16 protein-coding genes are annotated in these 17,956 nt (G+C 59.3%); 6 read left to right on the plus strand and 10 right to left on the minus strand.

What is annotated here, in order from left to right; genetic code table 11:
* Both MHZ97_RS13250 and MHZ97_RS13255 read right to left on the minus strand, forming a co-directional pair.
* Entirely contained in the window at positions 1-3,771 is a 3,771-nt protein-coding gene (locus MHZ97_RS13250) for a translocation/assembly module TamB domain-containing protein (protein WP_239314803.1), read from the minus strand.
* Positions 3,768-5,483, minus strand: coding sequence for an autotransporter assembly complex family protein (locus MHZ97_RS13255; protein WP_199187299.1), 1,716 nt, complete (start codon positions 5,481-5,483; stop codon positions 3,768-3,770). Before MHZ97_RS13255 ends, MHZ97_RS13250 begins: the two co-directional genes overlap by 4 nt.
* 470 nt (positions 5,484-5,953) lie before the next feature.
* On the opposite strand from MHZ97_RS13255, the gene MHZ97_RS13260 reads away from it, so the two are divergent.
* On the plus strand, positions 5,954-7,282 hold the full coding sequence (locus MHZ97_RS13260; RefSeq protein ID WP_103794506.1) for a hemolysin family protein: 1,329 nt from the start codon (positions 5,954-5,956) through the stop codon (positions 7,280-7,282).
* A 32-nt stretch (positions 7,283-7,314) separates the two neighbouring features.
* On the opposite strand, the gene MHZ97_RS13265 is transcribed toward MHZ97_RS13260, so the two are convergent.
* The gene (locus tag MHZ97_RS13265; protein WP_033754894.1) at positions 7,315-7,521 is read right to left on the minus strand and encodes a DUF1107 domain-containing protein; all 207 of its coding nucleotides are present in this window, start codon (positions 7,519-7,521) and stop codon (positions 7,315-7,317) included.
* Between the two features lie 315 nt (positions 7,522-7,836).
* On the opposite strand from MHZ97_RS13265, the gene MHZ97_RS13270 reads away from it, so the two are divergent.
* Entirely contained in the window at positions 7,837-8,391 is a 555-nt protein-coding gene (locus MHZ97_RS13270) for a YtfJ family protein (protein WP_239314802.1), read from the plus strand.
* Positions 8,392-8,424: 33 nt separating this feature from the next.
* Here MHZ97_RS13270 and cysQ read toward each other — a convergent pair whose 3' ends face one another.
* Entirely contained in the window at positions 8,425-9,165 is a 741-nt protein-coding gene (gene cysQ / locus MHZ97_RS13275) for a 3'(2'),5'-bisphosphate nucleotidase CysQ (protein ID WP_239314801.1), read from the minus strand.
* A 272-nt stretch (positions 9,166-9,437) separates the two neighbouring features.
* Here cysQ and MHZ97_RS13280 point away from each other — a divergent pair, with 272 nt between their 5' ends.
* Positions 9,438-11,381 carry a bifunctional 2',3'-cyclic-nucleotide 2'-phosphodiesterase/3'-nucleotidase gene (locus MHZ97_RS13280; protein WP_239314800.1) on the plus strand — a complete coding sequence of 648 codons (1,944 nt, stop codon included), beginning with the start codon at positions 9,438-9,440 and terminating at the stop codon, positions 11,379-11,381.
* Between the two features lie 57 nt (positions 11,382-11,438).
* Here MHZ97_RS13280 and fklB read toward each other — a convergent pair whose 3' ends face one another.
* On the minus strand, positions 11,439-12,059 hold the full coding sequence (gene fklB, locus MHZ97_RS13285) for an FKBP-type peptidyl-prolyl cis-trans isomerase (RefSeq protein ID WP_239314799.1): 621 nt from the start codon (positions 12,057-12,059) through the stop codon (positions 11,439-11,441).
* A gap of 343 nt (positions 12,060-12,402) precedes the next feature.
* On the opposite strand from fklB, the gene MHZ97_RS13290 reads away from it, so the two are divergent.
* Positions 12,403-12,948 (plus strand): OapA family protein, encoded by a 546-nt coding sequence (locus tag MHZ97_RS13290; RefSeq protein ID WP_103794501.1) that lies wholly within the window; start codon positions 12,403-12,405, stop codon positions 12,946-12,948.
* Positions 12,949-13,041: 93 nt separating this feature from the next.
* Here the strand turns inward: MHZ97_RS13290 and rplI are convergent, their stop codons facing one another.
* Genes rplI through rpsF form a run of 4 tightly spaced genes read right to left on the minus strand, consistent with a single transcriptional unit; the run spans position 13,042 to position 14,482 of the window.
* On the minus strand, positions 13,042-13,491 hold the full coding sequence (gene rplI, locus MHZ97_RS13295) for a 50S ribosomal protein L9 (protein ID WP_033754882.1): 450 nt from the start codon (positions 13,489-13,491) through the stop codon (positions 13,042-13,044).
* Between the two features lie 39 nt (positions 13,492-13,530).
* Positions 13,531-13,758, minus strand: a complete 228-nt coding sequence (gene rpsR, locus MHZ97_RS13300) for a 30S ribosomal protein S18 (protein ID WP_000135199.1) — start codon at positions 13,756-13,758, stop codon at positions 13,531-13,533.
* 4 nt (positions 13,759-13,762) lie between these two features.
* Positions 13,763-14,080 carry a primosomal replication protein N gene (gene priB, locus MHZ97_RS13305; protein ID WP_033754872.1) on the minus strand — a complete coding sequence of 106 codons (318 nt, stop codon included), beginning with the start codon at positions 14,078-14,080 and terminating at the stop codon, positions 13,763-13,765.
* Between the two features lie 6 nt (positions 14,081-14,086).
* On the minus strand, positions 14,087-14,482 hold the full coding sequence (gene rpsF, locus MHZ97_RS13310) for a 30S ribosomal protein S6 (RefSeq protein WP_033792326.1): 396 nt from the start codon (positions 14,480-14,482) through the stop codon (positions 14,087-14,089).
* A gap of 373 nt (positions 14,483-14,855) precedes the next feature.
* Between rpsF and MHZ97_RS13315 the strand changes: the two genes are divergently transcribed.
* Positions 14,856-15,062, plus strand: a complete 207-nt coding sequence (locus MHZ97_RS13315) for a hypothetical protein (protein ID WP_103794853.1) — start codon at positions 14,856-14,858, stop codon at positions 15,060-15,062.
* A gap of 46 nt (positions 15,063-15,108) precedes the next feature.
* On the opposite strand, the gene yjfP is transcribed toward MHZ97_RS13315, so the two are convergent.
* Positions 15,109-15,858 (minus strand): esterase, encoded by a 750-nt coding sequence (gene yjfP, locus MHZ97_RS13320; RefSeq protein ID WP_239314798.1) that lies wholly within the window; start codon positions 15,856-15,858, stop codon positions 15,109-15,111.
* A gap of 155 nt (positions 15,859-16,013) precedes the next feature.
* On the opposite strand from yjfP, the gene MHZ97_RS13325 reads away from it, so the two are divergent.
* The gene (locus tag MHZ97_RS13325) at positions 16,014-17,945 is read left to right on the plus strand and encodes a methyl-accepting chemotaxis protein (RefSeq protein ID WP_239314797.1); all 1,932 of its coding nucleotides are present in this window, start codon (positions 16,014-16,016) and stop codon (positions 17,943-17,945) included.
* The last annotated feature ends 11 nt before the right edge of the window (positions 17,946-17,956 follow it).

Consider the following 17,956-nt stretch of genomic DNA (forward strand, 5'->3'; position numbering starts at 1 on the left):
CTAAAACTCAAACTGATAGAGCAAATCAAGAGCCTGATCCACACCGGATACGGCTTCCAAATAGAGTTTGGGCATCAGGCGATAACGCAAGGTTAAGGTCGCCAGTGAATCAAAAATGCCAACGCCATATTTTACTTGTAGACCCGGCAGCACATAGCCGCTGACCTGCACCTGCTGGCTGTCGCCAACGCCGGTGGTGTCAAGGGCAAGATTGCTGACGCCGAACGTCTCGCCGATTTTACCCACAACCTGCCCACTTTGTGCAACCCCCAGACCAATTAAGGCTGAAGTTAATGCGTTGCCGTCGCCGTCCGAGTTTAGTCCCTGACCGCGCAGCAGATAGGAGAGCGCTTCCTGCTGCGACATCGCCGGATCGGAGAAGACCTCAACCTTCGGCTCATCCGCCAGTCCGGTAACGCGCAGGCCAGCCGTCACGTCATCTTCTGTCGCTTCGGGGTTACGAATCGCCTCCAGGTTAATATAGGGCTGGTCCGGCGGGCCGGCGAACTGCAATTCGCCCTTGCGCACGATCAGATCCTGACCGTAAGCGTGGAAGCGGCCGGAGGGGATATTGATCTGGCCGTTAAGGCCCAGCCCCGTTTTGTCCTGCACCACTTTCAGATCGCCGTTCAGCTTCGCCTTGAGACCAAAGGCCGAGAGGCGCACATCGTTGCCGACGTGGATCACCAGATTGCTGTTAATCGGGATAGCGGCGGTTTTCGGCTGAATCGGCTGCAGGTTTTTATCCAGCAGCACCTCGTCCGAGGAGACGCCGGTAGCGCTCTCCGGCACCTCCTGCACGGTGATGCGCGCCCAGGGAATATCCACGCTGCCATCCAGGTTGAAGGCCGCTGGCGTCGCCTCGAACACTAAATCGGGCGAGATGTCCATGCGCACCATCGGCGGCACGGTAACGCGCACGCGGCTGCCCTGCGCGGCAATGCGGGCGCGCCAGTTGTCGAGCTGGCTCCAGTCTGCGTTGCCGTTGAGGTTGATATTGCCTTGCGCGGTCTGTACCAGGCCGTTGAGCGTCGAGCTCATGCCGTTGAACACCATGTTCAGGTTCGCCGCGGTAAGGTCGACCGGCATAAAGTTGCCGTCGACGTCGACGCCCTGCAAACCAAGCTGGCCGAAGATCTGCGGCTGCTTCACGCTGCCGCCGAGGCGCAGCGCGCTGTTAAGGTTGCCCTTGATCTTCTCGCCCTGCATCAGCGCCGGATTGAGAATCGCCAGCGAGATATTGCGGATATTGACGTTGCCGCCCAGCGTGCGGCGGTTCTGCGGGTCGCCGATCTGCACGTTGCCGTCGAGCTGGCCATTGTTGGCGATGCGGATCAGCCAGTCGAGATCGGCGCGGCCGTTACGCAGCGCCGCGTTGAGGTTAAGCGCGCTGAAGTCGACAGGCAGCGTATTGCCCTGCACATCCTGCCGGACCTTGACGCCGTTGCCCTTCAGGGAGAGCGTGCCGGTCGGCAGCGCGCCGTCCGCCGTCCAGTTGACGCGCGCGTCGCCGCTAAAGACGCCCGCCAGCTGGGTTTCATCCGGCAGGAACGGCTTGATCATCGCCAGATCGAAACGGTTAAGCTGCACATGGGCGTGGCCGCTCGGGCCAGCCTCAATCGGCTCAGGCACGCAGAGCCGGGCGTTGGGGTTCTGCCAGCAGTGTGCGCCAATGGTGGCGGTCTGCTTCGCGTTGAGGTAGTCGATCGCCATCGCGCGCGTCAGCCGCCATTCACCCACCGGCGTATCGAAGCGCGTATTGTTGAGCGTGCCCTGCCAGCGCTGCTGCTGGCGATCGAAGCTGCCGTTGAGCGCCAGCTGACCGGAAACCGGATCGCCCTGCAGGTTCAGCTTCAGCTGATGCGCTTTTTCATTGCCGTCGGCGTTGAGCGTCAGCAGGCTGATGTTCAGCGCGTCCTGCTTCAGCTGCTCGACGCGCAGCTGCAGCTTGCCGGACACCTGATCGCTGGAGCGCACGTCGCCGTCCAGCGTCACGCGCCTGATCTGCAGCTGCTGCCAGCGCAGGCCGGTGGCGTTGAGATCCGCCAGCAGCTGCGGTGCCTGCAGCGTGCCGCGCGCCTTGATGGTGCCTTTAGCGACGCCGCCCAGCCCCGGCAGGGCGTTGTCGAGATGGGGGGCGTCGATGGTGGCGTCAAGATTGAGCGCGTCGCCCAGCGAGCCTTTTACATCCAGGTTGTTGCGGCCCAGCACAATTTTTACGCCGGGAATATCCCACTGGTTATAGCTGTTGCCCTTCAGCGACCCTTCGGCGCTGACCGCGTTCTGTTTGACGTTGCCCTTCAGCTGCAGCTGCGGCACGCTCATCTGCCAGCTGCCGCCGTAGAGGCTGCCGCGCGTGGCGATTTTACCGTCCAGCTTCGCCGGCCAGTCGGGATACTGGCGCGCCGTGTTGATGCCGTCCAGCGTCAGCTCGCTGCGCCAGCTGATCGCTTTGCTCCAGTCCACCAGCGCGGTGAGATCGATATTGCCCTGCAGCGCGCCGATGCGCAGCTTATCGAGGTTAAACTGCTCGACGTTGCCTTTGCCGTCCAGCGCCACGGTGGCGGGCGGCACGCTGTCGCCCTTCACCGCCGTGCGCAGCGACATCGCGTAGTCGGTGGCTTTGCCTTTGAGCTGGTAGTCAATATTGTCCGCCTGGTACTGCACCGCGCCGGTCAGCGGCCAGCGCAGCTGCGGGCTGGTCAGGCGCAGCGACAGCGGCAGCCCCGCAACCGCCAGCTGGGTGGCGGCGTCGAGCTGGGCGCGTACCGGGCCGGAGAGGTTCAGCCCCAGCTTCAGCTCGTCACGCATGGCGCCGCTCAGATCCAGCTTGATCTTCTCGCCCTTCAGCGGATCGACGTTTGCCGTGCCGTTAAGGGTAACATTGACCGGCCAGTTGTCCGCCAGCGTCGCTTCGCCGCTGCCGTTGAGCTGGCCGAGGTTTGAATCAACGTCCAGCGTCTGCAGCTGCAGCCGCCGGTCGGCGGTTTTTGCCTTCAGCAGCAGGCGGTTCACCGCAATATCGGTATCGCCGGTAAGGCGCAGCTGTTCGCCGAGGATCTCCTGCACCTCAATATCGAGCGGCAGGCGGAAGTCGGGCAGCTCAGGCAGCAGCGGTTTGGCGAACATCGCCTGCAGGGTTTCGCCCAGCGGCTTCTCATCCGGCTGCGGCTGCTGCACTTTCGGCTGCACCACCTCTTCGTTAGCGACCTGCGCCGCTTTCGGCAGCGCCACCAGCAGGCTCTGGATATGGGTTGGATTGAGCGCCAGCGCGCGATCCTGCCACTGCAGGCCGGTGGTGAAGTCGAGCAGGGAGATAGCGGTGTCGTCAATTTTTACGTTGATATTATGCAGGCCGAGATGGCGCAGCGTAATCGGATAAGGCGTGCTGAGATCGCCGCCGCCGCTCTCCTCTTCCGGCGGCGCCTCCTGCGCTGGCGCCATCTTTTTGCTATCGACTACCACGCTGACATCTTTCAGCGCGATATCGTTAACGCACACCGAGGAGTGCAGCAGGCAGTTGAGATCCACCGCCAGATGAAAGCTGCCGGCATCGACGTTGACGCCGGGCATCTCATAGCGCAGCCCGCTGATGGTCAGGTTACGCCAGCCGCCCTCCACCTGCTTGATCGATAAGCCCGGCACCCAGCGCGCCGCGCCGTTCAGCACCAGATGTAAACCCGGCGTGGTGCCGATTAAAAACGCCACGCCGCCCAGCAGCACGACCAGAAAAATAACAATGCCGATCAGGACCTTTTTCCACAGCTTCATAGTTCAGGCCCCAGTCCAATATAGAATTGCAAACCATGCTCCTCGCTGTCGCCGATTGGCCGGGCGATATCCAGTTTGATCGGCCCGACCGGCGACGCCCAGCGCACGCCGAAGCCCGCGCCGGTTTTGAAATTGCTCTGTTTGATGTCGTTGACCGCCTCGCCCGAGTCGATAAAGGCCGCGCCCCACCATTTCCCGGTAACGTTGTACTGATATTCCAGCGAGCCGGTGGCGAGTTTTGAGGCGCCGGTCAGCTTGCCGTCTTCGTCGCGCGGAGAAATATCCTTATATTTGTAGCCGCGAATGCTGCGATCGCCGCCGGCGAAGAAGCGCAGATCCGGCGGCACTTTTTCAAAATTGTTGGTTTCAATCCAGCCGAGGTTGCCGCGCGCAACAAAGCGGTGCTTATCCGCCAGCGTGCGGATCCAGACGTTCTGCGCCTGCAGAATCAGGAAGTCGACGTCCGAACCCCAGGTGGTGTCGGAGACGTCCACAGAGTAGCGCTGCGAATCGCCCCAGGTCGGCATCAGGCCGCCGCGCGAGCGGGTGCGGTTCAGGCTGACGCCGGGATAGAGCAGCATGGTGGTATTGGTCACGCTGCCCTGGGTAAAGTGATCGAGGCTCCACTTCAGGTTGACCGCTTTCTGCCAGCCAGTGCTGTTTTCCCAGTAGCGCGACAGGCCGAGCGTGGTGGTGTCGGCTTTGGTGTCGTTCAGATCGGTGCGCTTCAGGCCGCCGGAAAAGATGTAATACTGCTCCAGCGGGCTTTTCAGCAGCGGCACTTTGTAGCTCAGGTCGAGCTGCTGCTCCGGCGCGGAGAGATAGGCGCTGGCCGCCATGCTGTGGCCGCTGTCGTTAACCCAGGGCTTTTTCCACGTCGCCTTCAGGCGCGGCCCAACGTCGGTGGAGTAGCCGACCCCGGTTTCGATGGTGTTTTCGGTGCGCGGCGTGACGGCGGCGTTAAGCGGCAGCACTTTGGTTTTCCGCCCCTGCGCGAATTCCGGCGCGACCACCACGGAGTTAAACCAGCCGGTGGCCGAAAGACGCCGGTTCAGCTCGGCAAGCTCGCGCGAGCTGTAGTAGTCGCCTTTTTTAAAGGGAACGAGGTTTTCCAGATACTCTTCGCGGATCTGCGATCCAGAAAAGCTGACGTCGCCGAAGCGGTAGCGCTGGCCGCTGTCGTAGTCGATATCCCAGAAGGCCTCGCGCCGCTCGACGGAGACGCCGAGCTGGCTCTTTTTAAAGTCGCCGTCAAAATAGCCGTTGCGCAGCGCCAGGTTCGAGAAGCCGCTTTTAAATTTTTCATACTCGCCGTGATTGAGCTGCCGCCCTTTTTTCGGCGTGCCCTCTTTCACCCAGGCCTGATAGTCGGGATCGCGCAGCGCGTCACCTTCAAGCACGATGGTGCTGCCCGCGATTTTAACCGGCTCGCCGGGTTTAACGTGGGCGATAAGCACCGGCCGTCCGCCCTGGGGCGGCGCGGGACGCGCTTCAAAATCGATATCGGGCTCGTAGTAGCCGAGCGCTTTAAGGCCCTGCTCGATAGCCTCTGAAACGCGCGCGCGAAAGCGACCATCGTTCGACACCTCATCGGCGCTGATGGTCGAGAGGCGAGCACGCACGTTCTTGTTGAGATCCCCGGTTAAGCCTTGTACTTCAAGGCGCACTTTCGCTGCCTCAGCGACCGGCGCGGCGGCCAGCAGGCAGGTCATAAAACAGACATGAATTCGTGGCACGCGTACTCCTGTTAATCATGCCGACCCCAATTCCGCGGGGCGTGATATATCCCTGGATAAGAAAATCGCAGCGGTGCAGTCATCATCATAGCCGCATAAAGCGGCCTGCGGCGGCGAAAAAAACGGTAACTAAGCCAAATAGCGCCCTATTGTCAGCAAATGGCCAGGTTGATACAACCGCTGTGCAGCAAATGCGCACACCACTCGGATAAATCTGAAGCAACGGCGTTGCGGTGAACTCTGGCGGCGTTGAGGGCGCTGCTGCTATAATCAGCGGCGCAGGCCTCGCCTGCTCTATTTCTGCCCCGGCGCTGCTTCGCAGCGTCGATAAGGCGCAGACATTTTTGGCACGGACAGCCCAGACTACGAGGTGAGTACAATCGGTACGCCCTTTACGTGCGCTGCCCAGGCCAAAAATGACAAGTGGATAACCCTTTGGAAACCCTATGTTAGATAGCTTGCTTGTCATATTGTTGCTGATCGTGATCAGCGCCTTTTTCTCTCTCTCGGAAATCTCGCTGGCGGCCGCCCGCAAGATCAAACTCAAACTGCTGGCCGATGAAGGCAATATTAACGCGCAGCGCGTGCTGAAGATGCAGGAGACGCCCGGCACCTTCTTTACCGTGGTGCAGATCGGCCTGAACGCGGTCGCTATCCTCGGCGGTATCGTCGGCGACGCCGCCTTCTCCCCCGCCTTCAGCAGCCTTTTCAGCCGCTTTATGGAGCCGGCGCTTGCCGACCAGCTCAGCTTTATCTGCTCCTTTATCATCGTCACCAGCTTCTTTATTCTGTTCGCCGATCTGACGCCGAAGCGCGTCGGCATGATCGCGCCGGAAGTGGTGGCGCTGCGCATTATCAACCCCATGCGCTTCTGCCTGCTGGTGTTTAGCCCGCTGGTCTGGCTGTTCAACGGCCTGGCGAACGTCTTTTTCCGCGTCTTTAAGCTGCCGATGGTGCGTAAGGACGATATCACCTCCGACGATATCTACGCGGTGGTTGAGGCGGGCGCGCTGGCGGGCGTACTGCGTAAGCAGGAGCACGAGCTGATCGAAAACGTTTTTGAGCTGGAGTCGCGCACCGTGCCCTCGTCAATGACCTCCCGTGAAAACGTGGTCTGGTTCGATCTGCGCGAAGACGAAACCACGCTGAAAACCAAAATCGCCCAGCATCCGCACTCCAAGTTTCTGGTGTGCGACGGCGATATCGACCATATCGTCGGCTATGTCGATTCCAAAGAGCTGCTGCTGCGCGTGCTGGGCAATCAAAGCATGGCGCTCAACAGCGGCGTGCAGATCCGCTCGGCGCTGATCGTACCGGATACGCTGACGCTCTCTGAAGCGCTGGAAAGCTTTAAAACCGCAGGCGAAGACTTCGCGGTGATCATGAACGAATACGCGCTGGTGGTAGGCATTATCACCCTCAACGACGTTATGACCACGCTAATGGGCGACCTGGTGGGCCAGGGGCTGGAAGAGCAGATCGTGGCGCGCGACGAGAACTCCTGGCTGGTCGAGGGCGGCACACCGATCGACGATGTGATGCGCGTGCTGCATATCGACGAGTTCCCCCAGTCGGGCAACTACGAAACCATCGGCGGCTTTATGATGTATATGCTGCGCAAGATCCCCAAGCGTACCGATTTCGTTAAGTTCGCCGGATTTAAGTTCGAAGTGGTGGATATCGACAGTTATCGTATCGATCAGCTGCTGGTGACGCGGATTGACGATCGTCCGCCGGTGCTGAATGTGGCGAAGGCCACGGAAGCTGAAGAGTAGAAAATCAGAGGGCGCCATCGGCGCCCTTTTTGTCAGTTGAACTCCGCCTGAAGGCGCAGAACCTGACGGTTAATTTCGGACATCACGCTCAGATGCTGTATGTCCTTAACGCGCGGGATCAACACTTTTCCTTTGTCGAACTCGAACGCGCCAACGTCCTTGATATACATCCTTCCTTTGAACAGCGTTTTTACGTATTTCGCTATTTGCAGTGGATTATAGCGCTGGAAGATCTTCATGCTGCTTAACTCCTGTACATTTATAAATACGCTTCGCCGTTGCCAAGTTCGGTACGAGCCCATGAAGCGCAAAGTGCTGGTAAACTATAGAACACACCACCGTGGTAATGTTCCGAAAACTAAACTTTTTTACTGAATTGACACATCATTACAGAATAGTCTGTTATGTCGCTCTACCAACACAGTATAAATCCAAACTTGTTAAGAAATTGTGGCATGAATAGCAAACCTGACAGCTTAACAAGACAGGCGCATCATCCCTGCTTACTATTGCAGAAAAATGACCAACTGGTCCGATCACCAAGGAGACTGCCAATGCGACTCGCCTGTGCCCTGTTTGCGCTGATTCTTTTGCCCGGCGCGGTTTTTGCCCATAGCCTGAAACAAGACCAGCGCGTCCCCGCGGTTGGCGTTAACGACAAAGGTGAACTGCTCTATCAGCAGGATGATTTCCACTATCAGCGCTGGAACAGCGCGCAGCTCGCCGGCAAGGTGCGCGTGATCCAGCACATCGCCGGGCGCTCATCTGCCAAAGAGATGAATGCCGCCGTGATTGAGGCGATCAAAGCCGCCGCCTTCCCACAGGATCGCTATCAGACCACCACCATCGTTAACACCGACGACGCCATTCCCGGCACCGGGATGTTTGTGCGCAGCAGTATCGAGAGCAATAAAAAGCAGTATCCCTGGTCGCAGTTTATCGTCGACAGCAAAGGCAACGTAAAGCACGCCTGGCAGCTGGCGGACGCCGGGTCGGCGATTGTGGTGCTGGATAAGAGCGGCCGCGTGCGCTTCGTTAAAGATGGCGCGCTGACGCAGGAGGAAGTTATGCAGGTGATTAGCCTGGTGCGAACGCTGCTTAAATCCTGAGGGAAAGCGGGAGGCGACTGCCCCCCGCAGCGATCAGAACAGTGAGACGCGAAAGCCAGGATTGAGGAAAGACTCACGCGGCGCGTAGTCCAGGGTCTTGCCTTTCCAGTCGTGGACGTGTGCGCCGGCCGCCACGGCGACGGCGTGCCCTGCGCCGGTATCCCAGATGTTAGTCGGCCCAAAGCGCGGATAGAGCTGCGCTTTGCCCTCCGCCACCAGGCAGAACTTCAGCGAAGAGCCGATAGCCACGGTCTGATGTTCGCCCAGCTGCTTGAGGTACTCTTTCAGCTCCTCGTCGGCGTGCGAACGGCTTACCACCACCAGCGGCGGCCGCGCCTCCTGCACGTGGATTGCCCGCTTGTTGCCGCCCTCTTCTTTCCAGGCTTTGCCCTCCGCGGCGGAGTAAAGCACACCGAGCGCTGGCGCGTACACCACGCCCAGCACCGGCTTGCCCTGATCGATGAGCGCGATATTGACGGTAAACTCACCGTTGCGCTTGATAAACTCTTTGGTGCCGTCGAGCGGATCGACCAGCCAGTAGCGCTGCCACTGCTGGCGCTCGCTCCAGGAAGGCGGATCCTCTTCCGACAGTATCGGCACCTCCGGCGTCAGCTGCTTAAGCCCCTGCAGAATAATATCGTGCGCGGCAATATCCGCAGCGGTCACCGGGGAGTCGTCGGATTTGCGGGAAACGTCTACCGGCGTCTCCTTTTCATAAATCAGCATGATCGCGTTGCCCGCTTCGCGCGCCAGCTGGCAAATTTGCTCTAACATTTTTTACCTCCTTTTCGGTGGCAGCCGCACGACGTTATCGTGCGCTACATCGGTTAAATTTTAGCAGCTACTGCGCTTCCGCCCGGGCCTCCGGGCGTTAAACTCTCAATAGTTTAACAATATCAATACCATAGATTGCGAGCCGCCGCTATGCCGCGCTGTCTTCCCCCTTTTCATCGCGCAAAATGTTAAACCCATCACGTAATCCTCTGACACATCATCATTCTTTTACATTAATTTGAGAGGCTTAACTTTTTGCAGCAGGAACAGGCATGTTTAAACCCACTATGACCCTTCTGGCGCTGAGTCTCTCAACGGCTCTTCACGCCGCCACCGTCGATCTTCGTCTGCTGGAAACCACCGATCTGCACAGCAACATGATGGATTTCGACTACTACAAAGATACGCCGACCGAGAAGTTCGGGCTGGTGCGCACCGCGTCGCTGATCCATGCCGCGCGTCAGGAGGTAAAAAACAGCGTGCTGGTGGATAACGGCGATATTATCCAGGGCAGCCCGCTGGGCGACTATATGGCGGCGAAGGGGCTGCAGCAGGGAGAGATCCATCCGGTCTACAAAGCGATGAATACGCTGGACTACAGCGTTGGCAACCTCGGCAACCATGAATTCAACTACGGGCTGCCCTACCTGCGCAAAGCGCTGGCCGGCGCGCGTTTTCCCTACGTAAACGCCAATATTATCGATCTCCAGACCAACAGGCCGATGTTTACGCCCTGGCTGATCAAGCCGGTTGAGGTGACGGATCGCGACGGCAAAACGCAGCGGCTGAAGATCGGTTTTATCGGCTTCGCGCCGCCGCAAATTATGGTGTGGGATAAAGCCAACCTGCAGGGCAAAGTGCGCGTCGAAGATATTACCGAAACCGCACGACGCTATGTGCCGCAGATGCGCGCCCAGGGCGCAGATCTGGTGGTCGCCATCCCCCACTCCGGCCTCAGCAGCGAGCCCTATCATGCGATGGCGGAAAACTCGGTTTACTACCTGAGCCAGGTGGCGGGCATTGATGCCATTCTTTTTGGCCACGCGCACGCCGTCTTCCCCAGCAAGGAGTTCGCCGCAATCAAAGGGGCCGATATCGCCAAAGGAACGCTGAACGGCGTCGCGGCGGTGATGCCCGGCATGTGGGGCGATCATCTCGGCGTGGTCGATCTGGTGCTGACCAATGAAGCTGGCCGCTGGCAGGTCAGCGATCGCAAGGCAGAAGCGCGACCGATCTACGATGCAGCGCAGAAAAAGTCGCTGGCGGCGGAAGATCCGGCGCTGGTGAAGGTACTGGCGGAGGATCACCGCGCCACGCGCGAGTTTGTAGCGAAGCCGATCGGCAGGTCGGCGGACGTAATGTACAGCTATCTTTCGCTGGTGCAGGACGATCCAACGGTGCAGATCGTCAATAATGCCCAGCGCGCCTACGTAGAGCATTTTATTCAGGGCGATCCCGATCTGGGCCATTTGCCGGTGCTCTCCGCCGCCGCGCCCTTTAAAGCGGGCGGGCGTAAAAACGATCCTGCCAGCTATACCGAGGTAGAGAAAGGCGACCTCACCTTCCGCAACGCCGCCGATCTCTATCTCTACCCCAATACGCTGGTGGTAATGAAGGTTAGCGGCGCCCAGGTGAAAGAGTGGCTGGAGTGCTCCGCGGGCCAGTTTAATCAGATCGATCCGCAGCGCCGCGACGTCCAGTCACTGATCAACTGGGATTTCCGCACCTACAATTTCGACGTGATCGACGGCGTTAACTATCAGATCGACGTTACCCAGCCGGCCCGCTACGACGGCGAATGCCAGCTGCTCCACCCAGAGGCGTCGCGCATTAAAAACCTCACCTGGCAGGGCAAGCCGGTCGATCCGCATGCCACTTTTCTGGTGGCCACCAATAACTACCGCGCCTACGGCGGTAAGTTCGCCGGCACCGGCGACAGTTTTATCGCCTTCGCCTCGCCCGATGAGAACCGCGCGGTGGTCGCGGCCTATATCAGCGCCGAGACGAAAAAACGGGGCGAAGTGCATCCGCAGGCGGACAACAACTGGCAGCTGGCGCCGATAGAGAGCAGCGTGCCGCTCGATATTCGCTTTGAGACCGCGCCGGGCGAGAAGGCGACCGCCTTTATTCGCAGCCATGCGCGCTATCCGATGCAGCCGCAGGGCAGCGATGAGATCGGCTTTGCGCTGTGGAAAGTCGATTTACAGCAGAAGTAGAGGCGTAAAAAAGCCAGCCCGAGGGCTGGCTTTCAGGTGCTGAAAGGGGGCGTGGATTTAGAGGATTTCCAGCAGCTCAACTTCGAAAATCAGGGTGCTGAACGGCGGAATCGATGCGCCTGCGCCGCGCTCGCCGTAGGCGAGGTTGTGCGGAATGGCCAGTTCCCACTTCGAACCGACCGGCATCAGGGTCAGCGCTTCGATCCAGCCCGCGATGACGCCGGTTACCGGGAATTCTGCCGGTTCGCCGCGCGCAACCGAGCTGTCAAACACCGTGCCGTCGATCAGCTTGCCGGTATAGTGCACACGCACGCGATCCTGACGTGACGGGATCGGACCGTCGCCCTGCTTGATAACGCTGAACTGCAGGCCCGACTCGGTGCTGTTGACGCCTTCGCGCTGTGCGTTCTCCGCCAGGAACGTCTGGCCTTCGGCTGCCATCGCCTCTACGCGCTGGCGGCGCACGCCTTCAGCGCGCTCATGCACTTCACGCAGCGCGCGGTGCACGACGTCAACCGGCACGGCCGGCGAATTCCCTTCCAGCGCGTCGCGCAGGCCCGCGAGCAGCGCTTCCGGCTGAAGTCCCTGCAGACCGGACTCGAGCAGCTGCTGGCCAACCTGTAAACCAATTCCGTAACTTGCTTGTGATTCGACGCTGTCGAATGAAGGGGTCGTCATCTTGATACCTGTCTCTTTCGCTAATTTGAACCGGCAGCATAGCAGCGCGGGCCGCTGGCGTAAAATCCCACGCCGCGCAGGTGACTTTTGGTGGTGAAACAGAAACAATACGCAGGTCATATTTCTTAAGGCTGACAGGCACGTCGCGCCCGTATTGCCCATACTATAACTCTGGACGAGGACAACCTCGCCAGCGTACTGAAAGAAGAGAAGATACATGGGTCAAATCGCCCCACAACGCCGCAGGACGCGCGCGCCACGCACTTTGCGCACATTGCGCCAACGTTTCGCCTGGCGGCCTGTTAAACCGTCGCGCGCCGCTGGCGATGAGGAGGATTCACGAATGGCTTCAGAGGCGCCTTCCCGCTTGCCCGCCTGGCTCAGCACAGTCTGGCACTATACGGATAATATTGGCTGGATGTCCCCGTTGCCGCCCGCACACCGGCGCGGCATTGTTATCGCCCTGCTGGTGATGCTGCTGGCCTTTTTGTGGCCGTCCAGCACGCCGCAGTATCCTGTCGAGCGTCCGCAAACGGCGAGCGGCGAAAAAGAGGTGCCGATGCAGGCGGAGATCTACGACCAGAAAGCGCCGCAGCAAAATGCCCAGCCGCCGAAAGCGGACTCTCAGGGCGAATGGCGCAGCTACACCATCGCCTCAGGTCAGACGCTGGCGCAGCTGTTTCGCGATAATAATCTGCCGGTGGGCGACGTGTTCGCCATGGCGCGCGTAGAGGGCAGCGATCAGCCGCTGAGCGCGTTGCAGAGCGGGCAGCAGGTGAAGATTCGACAGAATGCGCAGGGCGTGGTGACGGGACTGACCGTGGACGGCGCCAGCGGGCCGGTGCTTTTTACGCGTCAGCCAGACGGCAGCTTTATCCGCGCGCAGTAGCCCTGCGGCAGCGCTGTTCAGGCGCTAAATACGCACAGGGACAAAAACAAAAAAGCCGGCACAGGGCCGGCTTTTTCGCATTACCGAGTAAAATTACTCAGCAACTACATTCACAACCAGTTTAGCGAAAACTTCGCTGTGAACCTGGAAGTCAACTTCATGCTCACCGGTGGTGCGCAGAACGCCGTTCGGCAGGCGAACTTCGCTCTTCGCCACTTCAACGCCAGCTGCAGTTACAGCGTCAGCGATGTCGCGGGTACCGATAGAACCGAACAGTTTACCTTCGTCGCCTGATTTAGAGGCGATGGTCACTGAACCCAGTGCATTGATTTTCTCAGCGCGTGCGTTGGCAGCAGCCAGAACGTCAGCCAGTTTGGCTTCCAGTTCAGCGCGGCGAGCTTCGAAATATTCAACGTTTTTCTTGGTAGCAGGAACAGCTTTGCCCTGCGGTACCAGGAAGTTGCGCGCGTAGCCCGCTTTAACGTTAACCTGGTCACCCAGGCTGCCCAGGTTTGCTACTTTATCAAGCAGAATAACTTGCATTACCTTATCCTCTTAAAGTCGTTAATGGACAGTTGCCGATTACTGATGACGATCAGTGTACGGCAGCAGAGACAGGTAACGCGCGCGCTTGATAGCACGAGCCAGCTGACGCTGGTATTTTGCGCGAGTACCGGTGATACGGCTCGGTACGATCTTACCGCTTTCAGTGATGTAGTTTTTCAGCGTAGCGATATCTTTGTAGTCGATCTCTTGAACGCCTTCCGCGGTGAAACGGCAGAACTTGCGACGACGGAAATAACGTGCCATTTGGCTAGTCTCCAGAATCTATCAATTCAATCTGCTCGGCATGCAGCACCATTTTACTCTGTCCATTTCGCGCCTGATGGCAGCTAATGAAGCCTTCGAGAATGAGCGGCGTGCCGACCGTTATATGTTGAGTAATCTCCTGATGAAGCGTGCCGCTGATAATAACGGGCATTCTGCACCAGGCTTGCCGGTGGAAACCGGCTTCTTCCTGCACTGAGCGGTGCTCAAGCACAAACTGACAGTGAGGAATTCCTGACGGGCTCACTTTTCGAACCGGCGTCTTGCACACGGTGCCAGACAGGCGCAGTCGATTGGCCGTCACGAATGATTACTCTTCAGAATCCCCAGCATCTGACTCGTCAGAGGTTTCGTTAGCGAAATCTTCGCGGCGCTCACGACGCTCGTCTTTCGCTTTAACCATCGGAGATGCTTCGGTTACCGCGTGCTTAACGCGCATAACCATGCTGCGGATAACGGCGTCGTTGAAGCGGAAGTTCGTTTCCAGCTCGTCGATCACTTCCTGCGGCGCTTCTACGTTCATCAGAACATAGTGAGCTTTGTGCAGTTTGTTGATCGGGTAAGCCAGCTGACGGCGGCCCCAGTCTTCCAGACGGTGGATCGTGCCTTCTGCACCAGTGATAGCACCAGTGTAACGCTCGATCATACCTGGAACCTGTTCGCTCTGGTCAGGATGGACCATAAATACGATTTCGTAATGACGCATCGAAATTGCTCCTTACGGATTATTCAGCCTCCTGTCAGGGTCAGCTGCGGCCCACGGAAGCAAGGAACGTTATAGGTCGTGAAACATTCGCTGAATGTAACGCGCCCCTGAATGCAGCTGAAAAATTGACGCGTAATCATACTGACGCAGGGCACTAAACTCAAGCGCACATTTCATTAAATCGCAATTAAACAGGCTTTGCGTGCTAAGGCATAAGATTCAGCGGGTTGCGCAGGCCTTTATCAATTTTCCTGATAAAGGCGTTCAACGCCGCCGTCTGGCATTGGCGGCGGCGCGCGCTAAAATTAACCATGACGCCGCTTTTTTCATCAGCTGCGTCGCAGAGTGTGTTCCCATCAGTGAGGAGTCGAGCATGAAAACGTTCGTCATCGCCACTTTACTGGGTCTCTTCCTGTCTCCACCCGCCCTTGCCAGCCAGACTGACTGTGCGCAGCAGATGAGAAGTAACAGCAGCAAAGCGGCCGCAGGCTATGTCTACGTCAACCGACTGGACGCGCCGGGCAATACGCACGCCAGCGCGACCGCCAGCGCGGCGGAGCGATTATCGAATCAGTTGTGATCTCTGCAGGGCAACGGGCTGACGCATCGCCGCCAGCCCGGCTGCGTCATAGATTCTGCTTAAAGAAATCGACCAGCGCGCGCAGCGCGAAAGGGGTGATTTTGTGGCCGATGCCCGGTTCTGAAAAAAAGGTCATCTTATCGGCCTGGCCGCTCTCCCGCAGCGCCGCTACCAGCCGCGCGGTTTCCGCGAAAGGCACCACTTCGTCCGCTTCGCCGTGCCACAGCAGCAGCGGCCGGTTCGCCAGCGTCTCCAGCTTTTCACTGGGATCGTAAGCCGCCAGCGGCGCCATAAGCCGATCGAACTGCGCCCACTCTTCAGGCGAGCTGAGACTTACCGGCGGAAAGAGCGAGCGGCTGAGCCGCATAAAATAGCCCGATCCCATCAGGCAGGCGACGCTGCGGATCTGCGGATAGCGTGCCATCGCCCCCAGCGCGGTCATACCGCCCAGCGATGCGCCCGCCACGGCGAAGCGCTCACCGTCAACCAGCCCGGCGGCGCGCAGCGCGTTCTCCAGCTGTGGCAGCTCGTCGATATTGCGCTGCAGAATCTGCCAGAAACGGGAAAGCCGCACCGCATCGTTGCCGTTGTCGCGCGCGCCGTGCAGATCGGCGTCAGGCATTACGGCGCGAAATCCCGCCTGCGCCAGCGCCACGGCCAGATAAGCGTACACCTCTTTAGAAGAGGTAAAACCGTGGTAGAGCAGCACCGTCGGCAGCGCTGCCTCGCGCTGGCCCGCAGGCGCAGCGTGCAGCACCTGAATGCCCGCCAGCCGTTCCGTATTCAGTTCAATCATCTTCGCTCCGCTCTGGATATCGATTCCGCTGAGTTTACGTCTCCCACGCCTGATCTGCGAACCACTTCACACATCTTCCGTTTTATTTAAGGCGTAAACCTTTTGCCGCCGATGCCGTTAATCGAATCTCCATTAAACCGATCTAAAGGTAATTTATGAAGCGTCTCTCTCTCAGCCGCATGAGTCTTGGAGTCAAGCTGTCTGTACTGACGTCTCTCAGCGTCGCGCTGCTGCTGTTTGTTCTGACACTGACCCAAAGCCACACTGCGGCCCGTCAGCTGGAAAGCCTCGCTACGGATGATATGCACAATCAGGTGCAGGGCATCAGCGAAATGGCCGCCATGTTCAACGCCACCCTCACTGAAGAGGTCAATAACTACACCCAGCTGTTCGCCAGCTTTTTGCCGCAGCGCTTTAGCCGCGACGAGAGTTCGCGCATTCAGGTCGGGGAGTTTTCCACGCCAACCCTGCGCGCCGGGCTGAAAACCCTGAACCTCGATCAGATCGCGGTGGACGACTTTTTAGCGCGCACCACCGCTGTCTCGACCATCTTTGTGCGCGACGGGGACGACTACTACCGCATCTCAACCTCGCTGAAAAAAGAGGACGGCAGCCGCGCCATCGGGACTCGCCTTGACCGCAGCAGCGCAGCGTGGAAAAGCGTGAGCCGCGGCGAAATCTATCGCGGGCTGGCAACGCTGTTCGGCCACCGCTATATCACCCAGTATCAGCCGGTCAAAGATGAAAGCGGCGCGGTGATCGGCATCCTGTTTGTTGGCGTGCAGATCGATAAGCAGTATGCGCTAATGCGCGAGAAGGTGCTGGCGCGCAGGCTGGGGGACAGCGGCCATTTCTACGTGCTGAACGGCGCGCCGGGCGCCGCGCAGGGACAATATCTGTTTGCCGCGCAGCATGAAGGCAAACTGCCGGGCTGGGACGCCAGCGTGCAGCAGGCGCTGCTGAGCCAGCCGCAGGGCGTGCAGGAAGCAGAGCTTGACGGCGAAAGTAAGATGCTGGCGTGGCAGCAGCTGCCGGGCTGGAACTGGATTGTGGTGGGCGAAGTGAGCCGCGACACGCTGCTGGCGCCGATTAATCACAGCCGTAATCTGTTTATGCTGATCGGCCTGGCGCTGGTGCTGATTTTTGCGCTGGGCTTTGTGTTTTACAGCCGCCGCGCCATCACCCGTCCGCTGCAGCAGGTGATCCATCTGGCTGAAGAGTATGCGGCGGGCAACCTGCGCGTGCATCTGGATACGCGCCGCCATGACGAAGTCGGCCAGCTGATTGCCGCTATTAACGGCATCGGCGACGGGCTGGAGAAGATTGTTGGTCAGGTGCGCGTCGCCGCGCAGGAGATCAGCGACGGCACTGACACCATCGCCGCCAGCAGCCTGAATATCAGCGAGCAGATTGGCCGCCAGGCGAGCAGCGTCGAGGAGACGTCAGCGAGCATGGAGCAGTTCGGCGCCACGGTCGAGCATACCGCCGACAACCTGCGCCAGGCGATGACGCTGGTGGCGGAAGCGAGCGGCCTGGTCACGCACGGCAGCCAGACGGTGAGCCGTTCGGTCAATACCATGTCGGCGATTCAGGTCTCATCCCAGAGCATTGCCGATATCACCCACGTAATCGAATCGATCGCTTTCCAGACCAATATTCTGGCGCTTAACGCGGCGGTAGAAGCGGCGCGCGCCGGTGAGCACGGCCGCGGCTTCGCGGTGGTTGCGGCGGAAGTGCGCGCGCTGGCGCAGCGCAGCGCGCAGGCGGCAAAAGAGATCGACGGCCTGATCGCCACCTCGATCCGCAACGTCTCGGAAGGCCACCAGCTGTCGCAGCAGACGCATGACGCCATGAGCCATATCGTGTCGCATATTGAGCAGGTGCAGGCGCTGATGAGCGAAATCAACGTTGCGGCGCAGCAGCAGGCGGCGGGGATCGGTCAGGTAAATCAGGCGATGAACCAGATTAGCCAGGCGACCCATGAGAACAGCGAGCTGATGGCGCAGGCGGATGCGTCGGCGCAGAATCTGAGCCACAAAGGCCATCATCTGACGCAGCTGGTCAGCGTATTTCATCTGAAATCCTGACCCGCTTTTGG

This window comes from Pantoea sp. ACRSC (assembly GCF_022346785.1).
Lineage (GTDB): Bacteria > Pseudomonadota > Gammaproteobacteria > Enterobacterales > Enterobacteriaceae > Pantoea > Pantoea alvi.